The sequence below is a fragment of the Streptomyces sp. Xyl84 genome (assembly GCF_059731885.1).
The window spans coordinates 6,680,324-6,694,758 of the sequence record NZ_AP029182.1 but is presented as its reverse complement, the minus strand read 5'-3'; the positions used below and the strand labels follow the sequence as shown (position 1 = coordinate 6,694,758).

The following is a 14,435-nucleotide window of genomic DNA, read 5'->3' as shown; positions in this document are numbered from 1 at the left end:
GGACACGAACGAGCCGTGCCACCTTCTCGGTGGCACGGCTCGTTCGTCAGGCGCGCCCCCAGGGGCCGGGGCGCACCGCTCCGCGCCGAGGGGCGGTCACTTGTTCGCGCACGCGTTCCCGGCGGCGGGGTTGAGCAGACCGATCACGTTGATCGTGTTGCCGCACACGTTCAGGTCGAGGTCGATGGGGACCTGGATGACATTGCCGGAGAGCACACCGGGGCTGTTGGCCGCGACGCCTTCCGCGCCGGCGTCGGCAGCGGCGGTGCCCGCGCACGTCATCAGGGCCGCGCCCGCCAGGACCGCGGCGGCCGTCATTCGGATCCTCATGGAGAACTCCTGTCGTTCGAAGTGGTACGTGCCTCCACAGTGAGGGCGTCCGGCGGCCCGGGGCAGGAGGCGGCGGCCGAACGGAGTAGCCACGTCAGCCTCCCCGGGTGCGGGTTGGGCCGAACGAGGAGGAGAAGCCGGCGCCCGCACCGCCCCGGCGCCGCACTCGTGGCACCGGCGCCCACCGCCGCCGCCCCGCCGCGTCAACGTCGCGCCCCCGCCCGCCGCCGGCGCCGCGGGTGTCCGGCGCGGGACGGGCGGCGCAGGCAGCCGGCCGCGCGCGGGCGGGCTGACCTCCGGTGGAGCCGTTCGCGGGGGGCCGGGCGGTGCCGGGCGGGACGCGGGCGCCGCACCGATCGCGGGCCCCGCCGCACCGATCATGATCCGCAGCGGTGATACTGGGGACCGAACGCCGTCCCCGCCCGCAGATTGGCCCATGTCGAACTCTTCCGCCTCCCGCCCAGCGGCGCCGCCCACCGTCTGGTGCGCCCGCGGCCGCCACCCCGGTCCTGCCGCCGCGGACACCGTGCGGCGCCACCTGGAGAAGCTCAAGGCCGACGACGTCCTGCACAGTCACGCCGAGCCGGACGACGTCGACCGGTCGCGCGAGCACGTCTTCGAGGCCCGCTGGCTCGCCCCCGGCGAGGTGACCGTGCGGGCCCGCCTGGCGCTGTCGCCCCTGCGCGGCACCCCCGAGGAACAGCAGTGGGTGCTGGTGGCGGAGGCGGAGCAGCCGTGGGACCCGCGGTGGCCGTCGCCCGTGACCATGTTCTGGCCGCAGGAGCGCGGTGCGGACGGCTGGGCCCACGAGGCCGTCACCGGGCTGCGGCTGGGGGACGTCAACCCGCTGCCCGAGGACGACAAGGAACTCCGGCGCGTCCTGCGGCACGCGGTGCGCGACACGTGGTGCGTCCACCTGGTCGTGCACGAGGCCATGACGCCCGACGAGCGCGGCCGGTCGGCGCTGGTGCGGCTGCTGCCCGAGGGGCTGCGGCACCGGGTCGTGGAACACCGCGCCGCGCCGCACCGGCTGCGGGCCGTCAACTGGGTGCTGGACGACTACGGGTCCCGGGTCCCCCGCGGTGGCGCCGTCGTCCTGCCCGGTGCTCCGGCGGCCCCCGGCTACGACGCGGAGCGGTTCTCCGTGCGCAGCGTCTTCCTCGACGGCAACGAACCCGTCGAGGTCCTGGCCGCCGTCCGGCGCTTCGACGCGCTGCCCAGGCCGCTGCCGGAGGGCGGTGACCAGGCGCTCACCGCGTTGCGGGAGCAGTGGCACCTGATGACCCTCGAGGAGCAGCTCGCCCACGCGCGCGAACTGGTCGCCATGTACGCCGAGGCCCTCGACGCGATGACGAAGTCCCGCGACCTGTACCGCGACGCGGCCGAGCGGGCCAACGAGGCGCTCGCCGTCTACCGCGAGGCGGCCGGCGAGAACGCCCCGCCGGGCCGCCGGCCGTCCGGCCCCTCCGGCCGCTCACCGTTCCAGCACCTGGCGCGCGGCCTCGAACGGCTGAAGGGATCCGCCCTGTCGCGGCGCGCGGACGCCGCCGCGCAGACCGCGCCGCCCGGCTCCGCCTCCCCCACGGCCCCGACCGGCCAGGGCGCCGCCGCGCCGGCCCCCGCCCCCGCCCGGGACGGGGACGTCCCACCGCCCGACGGGACGGGCGGGGGCCCGGGCGCGGACTGACTCCGCGCTGCGGGTCAGCGGCGGCCCCGGCGCCGCACTTCCCGCCCCCCGGCCGCTCGCCCGGGCGCCGGCCCCCTCCCGGCCCGGGACACGGGCGTCCCGCCGCCCGACGGCCAGGGCGGAGGCCCGAGCCGGGACTGACCCCGCGCTGCGGGCCCCTGCGGCTCCCGGCGTCGCACTTCCGCTCCCCCGGCCGCTCTCCCCGGCCCCCGCTCCGGCGGGCGCCCCTCGCCCCACTCCGGCGGCGCGCACGCGCGGTCGGGGCCGGACGACAACCGCGGCTCGCGGTCCAGGGACGCTCCGGTGCCCTCCGGGGACTTCAGTTGCGGTCCTGCGTCGTCCCGCGCGGACCGGCGTGCTCCGGTGCGGACCGGCGCCGTCCCGCCTGGACCGGCGTCGGACGGTGCGGTCCGGCGTCGCTCCCGCCTCGTCCGGCGTGCCGGAACGTGTCAGGTGCCGCAGGCTGGATACGCGGTCTGCACGGCACCGGCGCCCTGGGCCCACCCCCTCGGCACCGTGTGCCCGCCACCGTGTGCCCACCGGCACCGCGCCCGTCCGCACCGGGCGCGTCCGCGCCCCTTCGTGCCCCGCCCGTCCGGGAGGTCATCCAGGTCATGGGAAGCGACCACCACACCGGGCACCGTTCCGGAACGACGCTCCGGGTCAACGGCAAGCCCCACACCCTCGAACTGGACCACCGCCGGGTCCTGCTGGACGTCCTGCGCGAGGATCTCGATCTCACCGGCGCCAAGAAGGGCTGCGACCACGGCCAGTGCGGCGCGTGCACGGTCCTGGTCGACGGGCGCCGCGTGAACAGCTGCCTGCTGCTCGCCGTCGCCCTGGACGGCTGCGAGGTGACGACCGTCGAGGGCCTGGCGGGCGACGGCGAGGACCTGCACCCGCTGCAACGGGCCTTCCTGGACCGGGACGCCTTCCAGTGCGGGTACTGCACGCCGGGGCAGCTCTGCTCCGCCGTCGGCGCCCTGGCCGAGGCGGCCGCCGGTCATCCCTCCCACGTCACCGGCCCCGCCGTGCCCTCCGGCCGTCCCGTGCCGCTGGACGCGGAGGAGATCCGGGAGCGGATGAGCGGCAACCTGTGCCGTTGCGGCGCCTATCCGCGCATCGTCGAGGCCGTGGAGGACATCGTCCCGTGAAACCCTTCGGTTACCTGCGGGCGGGCAGCGCGGACGAGGCGGCGGAGGCGTTCGCCGCCCACCCCGGCGCCCGCTACCTCGGCGGCGGCACCAACCTGGTCGACCTGATGAAGCTGGGTGTGGAACGACCGGACTTCCTCGTCGACGTCTCCCGGCTGCCGCTGGACACGGTGGAGGAGCTGCCCGACGGCTCGCTGAGGGTGGGCGCCACCGTCCGCAACAGCGACCTCGCGGCCCATCCCCTGGTCCGCGACCGGTACCCGGCACTGTCCCAGGCGCTGCTCGCGGGCGCCTCCGGTCAGCTGCGCAACACGGCGACGACCGGGGGCAACCTGTTGCAGCGCACCCGCTGCCCGTACTTCCAGGACCTGTCCAAGCCGTGCAACAAGCGGCAGCCGGGCAGCGGCTGCGGCGCCCTGGAGAGCGAGCACCGCGACCACGCGGTGCTCGGCTACTCCGAGCGGTGCATCGCCACCAACCCGTCGGACATGGCCGTGGCGCTGGCCGCCCTGGACGCACGGGTGGAGCTGTACGGGCGGGAGGGCGCCCGCAGTGTCCCGGTCTCGGAGTTCCACCGGCTGCCCGGCGACCATCCGGAGCGGGACACCGAGATCCGCCCCGGCGAACTGATCACCGCCGTGGTGCTCCCGGCGGCGACCGCGCATCTGCCGTCGGCCTACCGCAAGGCCCGCGACCGGGCGTCGTACGCGTTCGCGCTGGCGTCGGTCGCGGTGGTGCTGCGGGTGGCGGAGGGCACCGTGGCGCAGGCGGGCATCGCCTTCGGCGCGCTGGCCCACCGCCCCTGGCGGGCGCGCCGCACCGAGGAGGCGCTGGTCGGCGGCCCGGCCACCGCGGCGGCGTTCGCGGACGCGGTGGACCTGGAACTGGCCGCGGCCAGGCCGCTGCGGGACAACGCCTACAAGGTGCCCCTCGCCCGCAACCTCGCCGTGGACGTCCTCACCCGGCTCGCCGCGCCCGCCACGGTCTGAGCGGCCCACCGGGCCGCCCACCACGGCCGGTCCGAGCCCACCGGCGCCGCCGGCCGTCCGCCACGGCCGGTCCGAGGCCGCCGCCCCCGCCTCGGCCGGGCCCACCGGGCCCGGCACCCGCACCGCACCTGTCAGCCCCGACCGTCATGTCACAGGAGGACTCCATGGCCGGCACCGGTACCGCGCTGGGCGCTCCCGTCGAGCGCCGCGAAGGGCGCCTGAAGGTCACGGGCGGTGCCCGCTACGCCGCCGAGCACCCGCTGCCGGGGCGGGTGCACGCCTGGCCCGTGCCCGCGGCCGTCGCCCGGGGCCGGGTCACGGCGGTCGACGCCACGGCGGCGCTGGCGCTGCCCGGCGTCCTGGCCGTGCTCACCCCCGAGAACGCGCCCCGCCTCGCCGAGCCGGAGGACGCGGCGCTCGCCGTGCTGCAGGGACCCGGCGTGCCGCACCGCGGCTGGATCGTCGCCCTCGCCGTGGCGGAGTCGCCGGAGGCGGCCCGGGCCGCCGCGCGGGCGGTCCGTGTCACGTACGAGCGGGAGGACCACGACGTCACCCTGACGGTGAACCACCCGGGGGTCTACGAACCGAAGACCGCGAACGGCGGCTTCCCCGGCCGCCGTGAACACGGCCATCCGGAGAGCGCCTTCGCCTCCTCGCCCGTCCGGGTCGACGTCACCTACCGGGTGCCGCCGCTGCACAACCACCCGATGGAGCCGCACGCCAGTACGGCTCACTGGGACGGCGACCGACTGATCGTGTACACGTCGAGCCAGGGCGGCACGGCCGTACGCGACACGCTCGCCCAGATGTTCGAGGTGCCCGAGGACCGGATCACCGTGGTCGCCGACCACGTGGGCGGCGGCTTCGGGTCCAAGGGCACCGCGCGCCCCGACGTGGTGCTCGCCGTGATGGCCGCGCGGGTGACCGGACGGCCCGTCACCGTGGCGCTGCCACGGCGGCTCCTGCCCTCGCTCGTCGGGCACCGGGCGCCCACCCTGAACCGGCTCCGCCTCGGCGCGGAGCACGACGGCCGGCTGACGTCCCTCACCCACGTCGCCACCACCCACACCTCGCGCGTCAAGGAGTTCGTGGAGCAGGCGGCGGTCCCCGCCCGCGTCATGTACGCCGCGCCGCAGAGTCTCACCACGCACCGCGTGGTGCCCCTGGACGTGCCCTCCCCGTCCTGGATGCGCGCGCCCGGCGAGGCGCCCGGCATGTACGCCCTGGAGTCCGCGCTGGACGAACTGGCCACCGAGCTGGGCATGGACCCGGTGGAACTGCGGGTGCGCAACGAGCCGGACCGGGAGCCGGACAGCGGCAAGCCCTTCAGCAGCAGGCACCTCGTGGAGTGTCTGCGCGAGGGCGCCCGCCGGTTCGACTGGGCGCGGCGCGATCCGCGGCCCCGGTCACGGCGTGAGGGCCCCCTGCTGGTCGGCACGGGCGTCGCCGCCGCCACCTACCCGGCGTACGTGCAGCCGTCCGCCGCGCAGGCGCGGGCGCTGCCCGACGGCACGTTCGTGGTCGGGATCAACGCCACCGACATCGGCACCGGGGCCCGTACGGTTCTGGCGCAGGTGGCGGCGGACGCGCTCGGCGTGCCGCTGGAGTCGGTGCGCACCGAGGTGGGCGACAGCGACCTGCCGCCGGCGTCACTGGCCGGTGGCTCCTCGGGGACGGCGTCGTGGGGCTGGGCCGTGCACGAGGCGTGCACCCGGCTGGCGGCGCGCCTGGCCGACCACGCCGGGCCCCCGCCCGGGTCGGGGCTCAGCGCCCGCGCGGACACCACCGGGCAGGCCGACGCGGAGAGTTCCTACGCGCGCCACGCGTTCGGGGCGCACTTCGCGGAGGTCACCGTCGACACGGTGACGGGCGAGGTCCGGGTGCGCCGGATGCTCGGCGTCTTCGCGGCGGGGCGGATCCTCAACGCCCGCACCGCGCGCTCCCAGTTCGTCGGCGGCATGATCATGGGGCTCGGCATGGCGCTGACCGAGGGCAGCACCATGGATCCCGTGTTCGGTGACTTCGTCGAGTCCGACCTGGCGTCGTACCACGTGCCGACGCACGCCGACGTCCCGCGTGTGGAGGCGCACTGGATCGACGAGAGCGACACCCGGCTCAACCCGATGGGGAGCAAGGGGATCGGTGAGATCGGCATCGTGGGCAGCGCCGCCGCCGTCGGCAACGCCGTCCACCACGCGACGGGCGTCCGCTTCCGGGAACTGCCGCTGACACCGGACAAGGTGCTCGCCGGACTGGCCGGCTGACACGGTCGCGGGACGTCTCCGGCCCGTGGGGGCCGGAGACGTCCCGCGACCGGCGCTGCCGCCGGGGGCGGTGGCGACGGCGCTCAGACCTCGGGGTGGGGCACCGGGTGGCGTTCGGCCACGTGCACCATCAGCAGCAGGGTGAGGGCCGCCAGCGAGGCGAGCGCGGCGCATCCGGCGGTGAGCCCCGCGCTCGACGGCGGCGCCAACGTGACGGCGAGGGTCCGGGACATCCCGGCCGGTGCGAACCTGCCCTCGACGTAGCCGAGCGCGGCCAGCGCCGCCGGCACCACCGATCCCGCGACCAGGAGCACCACCCCGGCGCGCACGACCAGTGCCAGCGCCAGGGCCCCGCACAGGAGGGACACCGCGAGGGCGAGGCCGTAGACGAGGCCGGAGGTGCCGGCCCGGCGCAGCGGGAAGTGTGCCGCGCCGCACACGACGAGGGCCGCTGCGGCGACCCAGCCGGGCCAGAACACGAGCCGCGCCCCGGCCGGCCGGCCGCCGTCGTCCTGCGGGTCCGGGTCCTGCGCCGTCTCCGGATCCGCGTCGGGGACGGGAACGGCGTCCAGGAGGACGGGCTCTCCGGTACTGCCGATGTCGGCGGTGCCGCCGGGCAGCGGTTCCAGTCGCTCGTCCACGGGCTCGGCCGGGGCGGCTTCCCCGTCCACGAGCACGGGTCGGACGGCGTACGGCTGCTCGGCGGCGGGGGCGGTGGCGGAGGCCGCCGTGGGCACGGCGGCGGCGGGCGCGGGCGTCGTCGCGGACGCCGTGGCGGGCGCCGGGGCCGTGGCGGGCGCCGGGGCCGTGGCGGGCGCCGGGGCGCTCCTTCGGGTCAGGCCGCCGACGAGGTCCACCAGCTCCTCGGGCGTGCGCGTGCCGAGGGCCGCCCGGACGGCCTCCCTCGCGCAGTGCGGCTGCTGCGGCGCCTGGTGCAGCAGCGCCAGCAGGCGGGCGACCTCGTCGAGACGGCGGTGCTCGACGGCGGTCCGGATCGTGTCGTCGGCGCTCTCGGCCGGACGCGGCGGCCGGGTCAGCTCGGCGACCAGCCGGGCGACCTCCTCCACGGGGCGGTCGAGGGCGGCGGCGCGCAGCACCCGCCCGGCCGTGTCGGCGTACCGCGGGGACTGTTCCAGGAGGGTGACGAGCCGGACCACCTCGTCCAGGGGCCGGCCGCCGACGGCGTACCGGACCGGACGATGGGCGGGCTCGCCGTCCGTGCCGTCCGTCTCACCGCCGCCGGCGGGCCCGCCGGGCGGACCGGACCGGTGGATCTCCTCGGTGAAGGCGATGACGGACTGGTTCGGCTGGGGTGGTGAAGAGCGGGTGGTCATCTGGGCTCCAGGGCAGGGGTGCGGCCGCTCCTGCGCCCCCGAAGTGCGGCACGCGACTTACCCTGACCATTGATAGGGCGGGCTCCGCGGGAGCGCCACCGGGGCGCGGCACCTGAGTGAGGGCGCCCGGGACGACGAGGCAGGAGGAGGGGAGCGGACGGTGGACTCCACCACGAAGGTGCTCCTGGTCGCCGCGGTCCTCGCGGCCGCCGTGCTCGCCGGAGCCGTCGCCGTGCTGGTGCGGCTGGTGCGCACCCGGCGTGTCCTGCGGCGCGCCGGGCTGCCGACCGGGCCGCGCTGGGTCTTCTGGGCGGCGGTCCTCTACTTCGTGCTGCCCGTCGACCTGCTGCCCGATCCGGTGTACCTCGACGACATCGGTGTGCTGCTGCTCGCGCTGCGCACGCTGCGCGGAGCCGCAGGTGCGGCAGGGGCGGGCGGGGTCCTGACGGGGCGCCGGCCGGGGCGTTCGGGGGCCCGGGGACTGCCGGACGCGCATGATCACGCTCTGTGAGGAAACCATTCACCCGTTCGATTCGTATAAGTCTCCGGAACCCGAAACATAGTCAGCGGGCCAAGCGAGACCGCAAGGACGACCACCGCTTGATCGCGGCTGCACCGACAGGGGAGAGACGATGCAACCGTTCGCGCTCAACTACGCACGTCCGGCCGTGGAGTACGAGGCCGGTACGCCGTACGTCTACGACTCCGGACTTCAGCTGAACGTGCTTCCCGACGGCAGGATCGCCGCGTGCGACCGGGCGCTGCTGAGGGAACTGGGCACCACCACCTCCACGGCGGGCTCCAAGACGCACTTCGACGACTGAACACGGTCGGCGACGATGACCGTACTGATCCTCACGGGCGAGCAGGACGTGACGGCGGACATGGTGGTGCTCCACCTGAACGCCTCCTCGGTCCCGGTGGTCCGCCTCGACCCGGCCGATCTGACCGCGGGCGCCGAGCTGTCGGGCGAGTACGTACGCGGTTCCTTCCACGGCCATCTGTCGTGCGGGGGACGGCTGGTGGGGCTGAGCGGGCTGCGCTCGGTCTGGGTGCGCAGACCCGGCGTTCCGGCGGCCCGGGCGGCCGAGCCGTCGGCCTGGCTCACCGAGGAGTCGGCACAGGCGCTCTACGGCATGCTGCGCGGCTGCGGGGCGCGCTGGATGAACGATCCCGACGCGGCGCGCCGGGCCCGGGTCAAGCCCTGGCAGCTGCGTCTCGCCCAGCACTGCGGGCTGCCGGTGCCCGCCACCCTGATCACCACCTTCCCGCAGGCGGCCCGGGACTTCGCCGCGCGCCACCCCGACCTGGTGGTCAAGCCGGTCTCCGGGGCGCATCCGCAGGAGCCGCCGCGGGCGGTGCCGACCAGCCGGGTGGCGCCGGAGGCGGACTTCGGGGCGGTCGCCTACGGGCCCACCCTGCTGCAACGGCGGGTGGCCAAGCGGGCGGACATCCGTCTGACCGCCGTGGGTGACACGCTGCTGGCCGCCCGCAAGGAGACACCCGCGGACGCGGACCCGGACGAGGTCGACGTCCGCTTCTCCTCCGCCGCGACGCCGTGGCTGCCGGCCGAGGTGCCGCCACGGGTGGCCGCGGCCGTACGGCGCTATCTCCGGGAGGCCCGACTGGCCTACGGAGCCTTCGACCTCGCCGAGGACGCGGACGGCCTGTGGTGGTTCCTGGAGTGCAATCAGTCCGGGCAGTTCGGGTTCGTCGAGGTGGAGACGGGCCAGCCCATCGCCCGGACGATCGCCGAGTGGCTGGCCCGGCCGGCGGCACCCGGGGCCGCATCGTGACCCGCGTGCCCTCCTCGCGTACCGGCACGCAGTGCCATCGACTGCCGCGGGCGCCTCCCTCGTCCCCCCCTCCGGGAGTCAGACGGCCAGGGACAGGCCGCTGTCGCCGTCCGCCTCCGGGGCGACGTCCGCCGCCCGGCCGGTGGTGAGCAGCAGCGCGTCCGCCCGGACGATGGCCTCGTCGAGGCTGGTGGTGCCCATCATGACGCACAACGTGTAGCTCACGTCCTCCAGCTCCCGAGCCGTCTCGGCCCGCTCCCTCTCCGCCTGTGCGATCTTCAGTGATGCGTACCGGGTCAGCAACGTTCTGACGATCTTCGGGTCCGGAACCAGCACGGAGCGCCCCTCTCTCGAATTTTTCCTGCGTATGCCCCAGGCACGCCGTGCCATGCATGCCGACCGCCTCGCGGCACATGATTGACCAGATTCAGTCGATTTCCGATGGATCACCCATGGACCGACGGTGACTGCCGGCCGTCACCGGCCGCCGTCCCCGCCGCTGCCGCGCGCCGCGGCCCGGCGCTCCCCCGCGGTCGCGCCGCCCCGGGCACCGTCGTACTCGCCGTGGCGCACGGCACAGGCCCTGCACTCGCGCGGCACGGGACGCCGGGAGCACACCGCACGGGCCTGGCGTATCCGGCGCGGCGGCCAGACGCCTTCTCCTGACGGGAAGAACCGCTCGGGGTCGTCGAAGCGGCACGCTCCGCGCTCGCGCCGGTTCACGGCCGGGCCCGTGGCGGGACGGACGCCGGGCGGGAGGTACGAGCCGGGCGGCACGGCCGCGCGCCGCGCTCGATTCGCTGGGTGACGCTCACCGGGGCCTCCGCTGCACATTCGGCCGCACCTCCGCGGACAGCCCCCGTCGACGGCGACAGGGCGCCGCACGACCCGCCAGAGGTATCCGCAATATAGGGCTTTTCCGGCCTTCGGCCAAGATGGGGCGAGCGGCACGCACCGGACACACCGGAGAACACGGCGTCAGTGGCCGCGCCGAGCGGACGGTTTGCGGCACGGAGGCAAGAGCGGCGGACGATTCTTCGCGGACCCGACCTGGCCGGATTACGACGGGTCGTCACAGGGCGGCGTTCCCGGGGCCGGCGAGCGCGCCGGAAGCCGGGGTGCGCGCTCCCGCTCTTTGCCGCGCTCGCGTGTCAGGGCGCCTTGCGGCGAGGCGGCGCGGGGCCACGTCCTTGCGGGCGGTGCCGTCGAACAGGACCGGCTCCTGGGGCACCGTCCGCCGGACGGCTGTCGTCCGGGGGCGTCCGGTGCGCGAGACGGCGCCGGCGGGCGCCGCTCAGCGTTCCGTGGCCGTCCCGTGCCGTGGCTGCGGTGGGTCGCCGCCGCGGGAGGGCTGCCCGCTGCCGCGCAGGGCGTGACGCGGGACCGGTCGCGGAGGGTCTCACCCGGCGAGCGCGTCGGCCAGTTCCGTGGTGGCCCGGGTGATCTCCCCGTCCTGTTCCGCGAGCAGCGTGCGCAGGGCGCCCGAGCGCGCACGGACGGCCTGGCGGGCCCGCCGCTCCCACACCACCGGATTCTCCCGGTGGTTGAGGACCTTGGGGTAGACGGCCGCGACGCTCTCCCACTGGCGGGCGTCGGCGATGTTCCGGAGGAGCTGGATGATCTGCGGCCGGCAGGTCACCTGCGGCGCCTGGGCCAGCTCCCACAGGAACGGGACGGTGGCGGCGGTCGCCTGCTCGACCACGAAGCCGTACTGGCAGACGCGCGTGCGCAGTTCGTCCAGGGCCGCGCGGGCGGCGTCCGCGTCGTCCCCGGCCACCCTGCGCAGCAGGGCGGGGATGCCGGCCGCGGAGCCGGTGGAGTCCCTGATGTCGCTCCAGGGCACCTGGCCCAGTGCCGCAAGAGGCGTGGTGGCGGCCACGCCGGTCGTGGGGGTCGCACGCTCGGTGCGCTGTGTGCTCGGCTGGTCCGTCGGTGCGGTGCGCATGGCGTCGGGCCTTTCCGCGGCGGTCGTATGGGGGGAGGGTCCTTCGGCGGGGCGGGTGCGCCGGCGCTTCACGGTCCGGGGCGTCCGGTCCGCGGCGCGAGCCGGGGTCCGGGCCCGCTGCCGCACCGGGACGCGGCGCCGTGCGACGGCGCGGACGCGGGGGCCGGCCGGAGCGCGACGGCGGCGGTCACGCCCGGTGTTCCGGGCGGGAGGATCGCAGGTGAGGGCACTGGCGTCTCCCTGATGCGACGTCACCGAGGCGCGCCCACCGAGGGGTTGACGCTCCGGCTATTATCCACGCTGTCAGCGTCCGCGTGCAATTGCACGCGAAATTTCTCGTGAAAGTGCGCGGCGAGGGGCAGGATCCGGTGGGGCGCCGCCAGAGACCGTCGGCGAGCCGTGCACACCTCACGACGGAACGGGAAGAGCGAGGAGACTGCGGTGCCACCAGTATCGAACGGAGTGCGGGCCAGTGCGTTGGACGCCCGCTGGATCAAGAGCAGGCACAGCAACGCCGAGGGCAACTGCGTGGAGGTCGCCGCGCTGACCGGCGGGGACATCGCGGTGCGCAACTCCCGCGATCCCGACGGCCCCGCCCTGGTCTACACCCCGGCTGAGGTCGCCGCTTTCCTGGCGGGCGCGAAGGAGGGCGAGTTCGACCACCTGCTGAGGTGATTCACGCCCATCCGCGGTGAAGCGGAAGGGAGCTGACGAGTTGCCGGGCCTCGTCCGGACGGATGCCCTCCGCGGCGGACCGGTGCGATAGTGTAAGCCTCAAGTCTGCCGGTCCACTGGGGAGTCAGGATGTCCGCCGAGCCGCATCGTCTCTCCCGCCTGGAACCCTATCTCGACCGTGCCGAGCCGGCGCCGACTCTGCTGAAGATGCTGGTCGGCGTCCAACTGGCCGGTTTCCGTGAGGACTCCGGGATGTCGCAGGAACAGGCGGCCCGGGAGCTGGGCTTCAGCGCGGCGAAGCTCTCGCGCATCGAGTCGGGCAAGGGCCGCCGGCCTCCGACGGAGGGTGACGTCCGTGCCCTGCTGCGGCTGTACGGCACCGACGAGTACGAGTCCTCGGTGCTGCTGAAGCTGTTGCACCGCGCCGGGGAGCCCGGCTGGTGGCAGCGCTACGACAAGCGGCTGATGCCCGAGTGGTTCGACCGCCTCGTCGGCCTCCAGGAGGCCGCGGCCGCGATCCGCACCTTCGAGATCCAGTACGTGCCCGGATTGCTGCAGACCCCGGCCTACGCGCGGGCCGTGGTGGAGCGCGGCCTGCCGACCGCCTCGGCGGCCGAGGTGCAGCGCCGGGTGGAACTGCGCACCAAGCGGACCGAGTTGCTGTCCCGTCCGGACGCGCCGCAACTGTGGGCGATCATGGACGAGTCGGTGCTCCTGCGCGTCCTGGGCAGCCACGCCGTCATGCGCGAACAGCTCGCCCGGCTCGTCGAGACGGCCCAGCTTCCGCACGTGACCGTGCAGATCGTTCCGCTGGACGTGACGAACGCGTCGGCGCCCGCGATACCCGTCACCTACCTGCGCTTCGGCGGGCTCGACCTGCCGGACGTCGTCTACCTCGAGCACATCAGGAGCGCCAACTTCCTCGAGGACCGGGACGAGACGGAGGAGTACCGGATCTCGCTCGACCGGCTGGCCGACCAGGCGCTGACGCCCGTGGAGTCGCTGGCGCTGCTCCGCCGGACCATGGACGAGCGCTACGGGGCACGCTGACCGGACCCACCCGCGCACCGCCAGGACCCACCACGCGGGCAAACGCCGCCCGGACACGCGGGCAGGCGCCAAGCGGAGAAGGACCGCCCGGACCCGCGCCGACGCCGACATGCGCCGCGCACAGGCGAGTACCGCGCCGCCAAGTACACGCCCCCGAAGGCCACTTGCGTCAGCGGCTCGGGGGCGTCGCCGTCGGCGTGCGGCCGCCGCGGTCCGCTACCTGACCACCGCGACGCCGCCGAACTCAACCCACTCATGGGTGAGCTGACGGGGCGCCACCTCGGTGTCCGGGCGCCAGGTGGAGACCTCGACCAGTCCGGGGTCCAGGATCTCCAGACCCTCGAACCACTCGGCGACGTCCTTCTCCTGGCGCACCCGGCCCCAGTGCCCCTGGGTGGCCTGGGCCATGAAGTCGGTGACGAAGTCACGGACCTCAGCATCCTCGCTGACCAGTTGGCACATCAGCATGATGCTGCCGGGCACGAGCCGCTCGCGGACCCGCTCGATCACGGCGAGCGGGCCGTCGGTGTCACTGTCCGGGATGCAGTGGAACACCGAGTTGAACAGCACGGCCACCGGCTCGGAGAAGTCGATCAGCCGCCGGGTCTCCTCGTGCGCGAGGATCCGGTCGGTGTCCCGCATGTCGGCGTGGATGACCGCGGTGCGCTCGTCCTGCTGCAGCAGGGCCCGGCCGTGCACCAGCACCATCGGGTCGTTGTCCACGTAGACCACGTGCGTGTCGGGGGCGATGCGCTGGGCGACCTGGTGGACGTTGTCCTGGGTGGGCAGGCCGGAGCCGTGGTCCAGGTACTGGCGTATCCCGTATTCCTGCGTGAGCGTTCTGACCGCCCGCTGCAGGAAGCGGCGGTTGTTCAGGGCGAGCCTGCGGGTGCTGGGGACGACCTTGTCGAGTTCCTCGCACGCCACGCGGTCCGCCGCGTAGTTGTCCTTGCCACCGAGGTAGTGGTCGTACATGCGCGCGGCCGTCGGCACGTTCTCGTCGATCTTCGTGGACAGTTGGTTCTCCGTAGGCATCGATCCCCCAGATTCGCCGAATCCACCGCGCCAACTGGGCCGGTTTGACTGAGAGTACATCCTAGGGAAACCGTGTTTGACCGAACCAGTCCGTGGCCGGACACAGGGCCGCGACCCCCTGTCCGATCGTCCCGATCGGCCCGATCGTCACACATTCTTCACGTCGCCGGACCCAT

The 14,435-nt window shown here is 74.9% G+C and carries 15 protein-coding genes; 9 read left to right on the top strand and 6 right to left on the bottom strand.

Annotated elements, in window-relative coordinates:
* Positions 1-96 precede the first annotated feature (96 nt).
* On the bottom strand, positions 97-330 hold the full coding sequence (locus AC6I72_RS29200; RefSeq protein ID WP_498004120.1) for a chaplin: 234 nt from the start codon (positions 328-330) through the stop codon (positions 97-99).
* A gap of 436 nt (positions 331-766) precedes the next feature.
* Between AC6I72_RS29200 and AC6I72_RS29195 the strand changes: the two genes are divergently transcribed.
* From AC6I72_RS29195 to AC6I72_RS29180, 4 genes are all read left to right on the top strand, one after another.
* Positions 767-2,017 (top strand): hypothetical protein, encoded by a 1,251-nt coding sequence (locus tag AC6I72_RS29195; RefSeq protein ID WP_498004119.1) that lies wholly within the window; start codon positions 767-769, stop codon positions 2,015-2,017.
* Between the two features lie 614 nt (positions 2,018-2,631).
* Positions 2,632-3,171 (top strand): (2Fe-2S)-binding protein, encoded by a 540-nt coding sequence (locus AC6I72_RS29190; protein WP_498004118.1) that lies wholly within the window; start codon positions 2,632-2,634, stop codon positions 3,169-3,171.
* Positions 3,168-4,160 carry an FAD binding domain-containing protein gene (locus AC6I72_RS29185; protein ID WP_498004117.1) on the top strand — a complete coding sequence of 331 codons (993 nt, stop codon included), beginning with the start codon at positions 3,168-3,170 and terminating at the stop codon, positions 4,158-4,160. The genes AC6I72_RS29190 and AC6I72_RS29185 overlap by 4 nt, the downstream gene beginning before the upstream one ends.
* Positions 4,161-4,324: 164 nt before the next feature.
* A complete protein-coding gene (locus AC6I72_RS29180) occupies positions 4,325-6,424 on the top strand; it encodes a xanthine dehydrogenase family protein molybdopterin-binding subunit (RefSeq protein ID WP_498004116.1) in 2,100 nt (699 codons plus the stop codon).
* Between the two features lie 83 nt (positions 6,425-6,507).
* Here the strand turns inward: AC6I72_RS29180 and AC6I72_RS29175 are convergent, their stop codons facing one another.
* Positions 6,508-7,758, bottom strand: coding sequence for a hypothetical protein (locus AC6I72_RS29175; RefSeq protein WP_498004115.1), 1,251 nt, complete (start codon positions 7,756-7,758; stop codon positions 6,508-6,510).
* A 160-nt stretch (positions 7,759-7,918) separates the two neighbouring features.
* Here AC6I72_RS29175 and AC6I72_RS29170 point away from each other — a divergent pair, with 160 nt between their 5' ends.
* The 3 genes from AC6I72_RS29170 to tgmB all read left to right on the top strand — a co-directional run bounded on the left by AC6I72_RS29170 (position 7,919) and on the right by tgmB (position 9,554).
* Entirely contained in the window at positions 7,919-8,269 is a 351-nt protein-coding gene (locus AC6I72_RS29170) for a YkvA family protein (protein ID WP_498004114.1), read from the top strand.
* A gap of 121 nt (positions 8,270-8,390) precedes the next feature.
* Positions 8,391-8,582 carry a putative ATP-grasp-modified RiPP gene (tgmA, locus tag AC6I72_RS29165; protein ID WP_498004113.1) on the top strand — a complete coding sequence of 64 codons (192 nt, stop codon included), beginning with the start codon at positions 8,391-8,393 and terminating at the stop codon, positions 8,580-8,582.
* Between the two features lie 15 nt (positions 8,583-8,597).
* Complete coding sequence (gene tgmB, locus AC6I72_RS29160; RefSeq protein WP_498004112.1) at positions 8,598-9,554, top strand: ATP-grasp ribosomal peptide maturase; 957 nt, start codon at positions 8,598-8,600, stop codon at positions 9,552-9,554.
* A gap of 78 nt (positions 9,555-9,632) precedes the next feature.
* Here tgmB and AC6I72_RS29155 read toward each other — a convergent pair whose 3' ends face one another.
* The 3 genes from AC6I72_RS29155 to AC6I72_RS29145 form a co-directional block, all read right to left on the bottom strand.
* Positions 9,633-9,890, bottom strand: coding sequence for a DUF5133 domain-containing protein (locus AC6I72_RS29155; RefSeq protein ID WP_498004111.1), 258 nt, complete (start codon positions 9,888-9,890; stop codon positions 9,633-9,635).
* Positions 9,891-10,031: 141 nt separating this feature from the next.
* Entirely contained in the window at positions 10,032-10,388 is a 357-nt protein-coding gene (locus tag AC6I72_RS29150; protein WP_498004110.1) for a WhiB family transcriptional regulator, read from the bottom strand.
* Positions 10,389-10,953: 565 nt separating this feature from the next.
* On the bottom strand, positions 10,954-11,499 hold the full coding sequence (locus AC6I72_RS29145; RefSeq protein WP_498004109.1) for a hypothetical protein: 546 nt from the start codon (positions 11,497-11,499) through the stop codon (positions 10,954-10,956).
* Between the two features lie 441 nt (positions 11,500-11,940).
* Here AC6I72_RS29145 and AC6I72_RS29140 point away from each other — a divergent pair, with 441 nt between their 5' ends.
* Positions 11,941-12,174 (top strand): DUF397 domain-containing protein, encoded by a 234-nt coding sequence (locus AC6I72_RS29140; protein ID WP_498004108.1) that lies wholly within the window; start codon positions 11,941-11,943, stop codon positions 12,172-12,174.
* Positions 12,175-12,303: 129 nt separating this feature from the next.
* Positions 12,304-13,224 (top strand): helix-turn-helix domain-containing protein, encoded by a 921-nt coding sequence (locus AC6I72_RS29135; protein WP_498004107.1) that lies wholly within the window; start codon positions 12,304-12,306, stop codon positions 13,222-13,224.
* A gap of 216 nt (positions 13,225-13,440) precedes the next feature.
* Here AC6I72_RS29135 and AC6I72_RS29130 read toward each other — a convergent pair whose 3' ends face one another.
* Entirely contained in the window at positions 13,441-14,259 is an 819-nt protein-coding gene (locus AC6I72_RS29130) for an SAM-dependent methyltransferase (protein ID WP_498004106.1), read from the bottom strand.
* Positions 14,260-14,435 lie beyond the last annotated feature (176 nt).

Bases quoted from the DNA above. Each gene is read 5' to 3' on its own strand.
- AC6I72_RS29200 (WP_498004120.1), bottom strand. From the start codon at position 330: ATGAGGATCCGAATGACGGCCGCCGCGGTCCTGGCGGGCGCGGCCCTG.
- AC6I72_RS29195 (WP_498004119.1), top strand. From the start codon at position 767: ATGTCGAACTCTTCCGCCTCCCGCCCAGCGGCGCCGCCCACCGTCTGG.
- AC6I72_RS29190 (WP_498004118.1), top strand. From the start codon at position 2,632: ATGGGAAGCGACCACCACACCGGGCACCGTTCCGGAACGACGCTCCGG.
- AC6I72_RS29180 (WP_498004116.1), top strand. From the start codon at position 4,325: ATGGCCGGCACCGGTACCGCGCTGGGCGCTCCCGTCGAGCGCCGCGAA.
- AC6I72_RS29175 (WP_498004115.1), bottom strand. From the start codon at position 7,758: ATGACCACCCGCTCTTCACCACCCCAGCCGAACCAGTCCGTCATCGCC.
- tgmA (WP_498004113.1), top strand. From the start codon at position 8,391: ATGCAACCGTTCGCGCTCAACTACGCACGTCCGGCCGTGGAGTACGAG.
- tgmB (WP_498004112.1), top strand. From the start codon at position 8,598: ATGACCGTACTGATCCTCACGGGCGAGCAGGACGTGACGGCGGACATG.
- AC6I72_RS29150 (WP_498004110.1), bottom strand. From the start codon at position 10,388: ATGTGCAGCGGAGGCCCCGGTGAGCGTCACCCAGCGAATCGAGCGCGG.
- AC6I72_RS29145 (WP_498004109.1), bottom strand. From the start codon at position 11,499: ATGCGCACCGCACCGACGGACCAGCCGAGCACACAGCGCACCGAGCGT.
- AC6I72_RS29135 (WP_498004107.1), top strand. From the start codon at position 12,304: ATGTCCGCCGAGCCGCATCGTCTCTCCCGCCTGGAACCCTATCTCGAC.
- AC6I72_RS29130 (WP_498004106.1), bottom strand. From the start codon at position 14,259: ATGCCTACGGAGAACCAACTGTCCACGAAGATCGACGAGAACGTGCCG.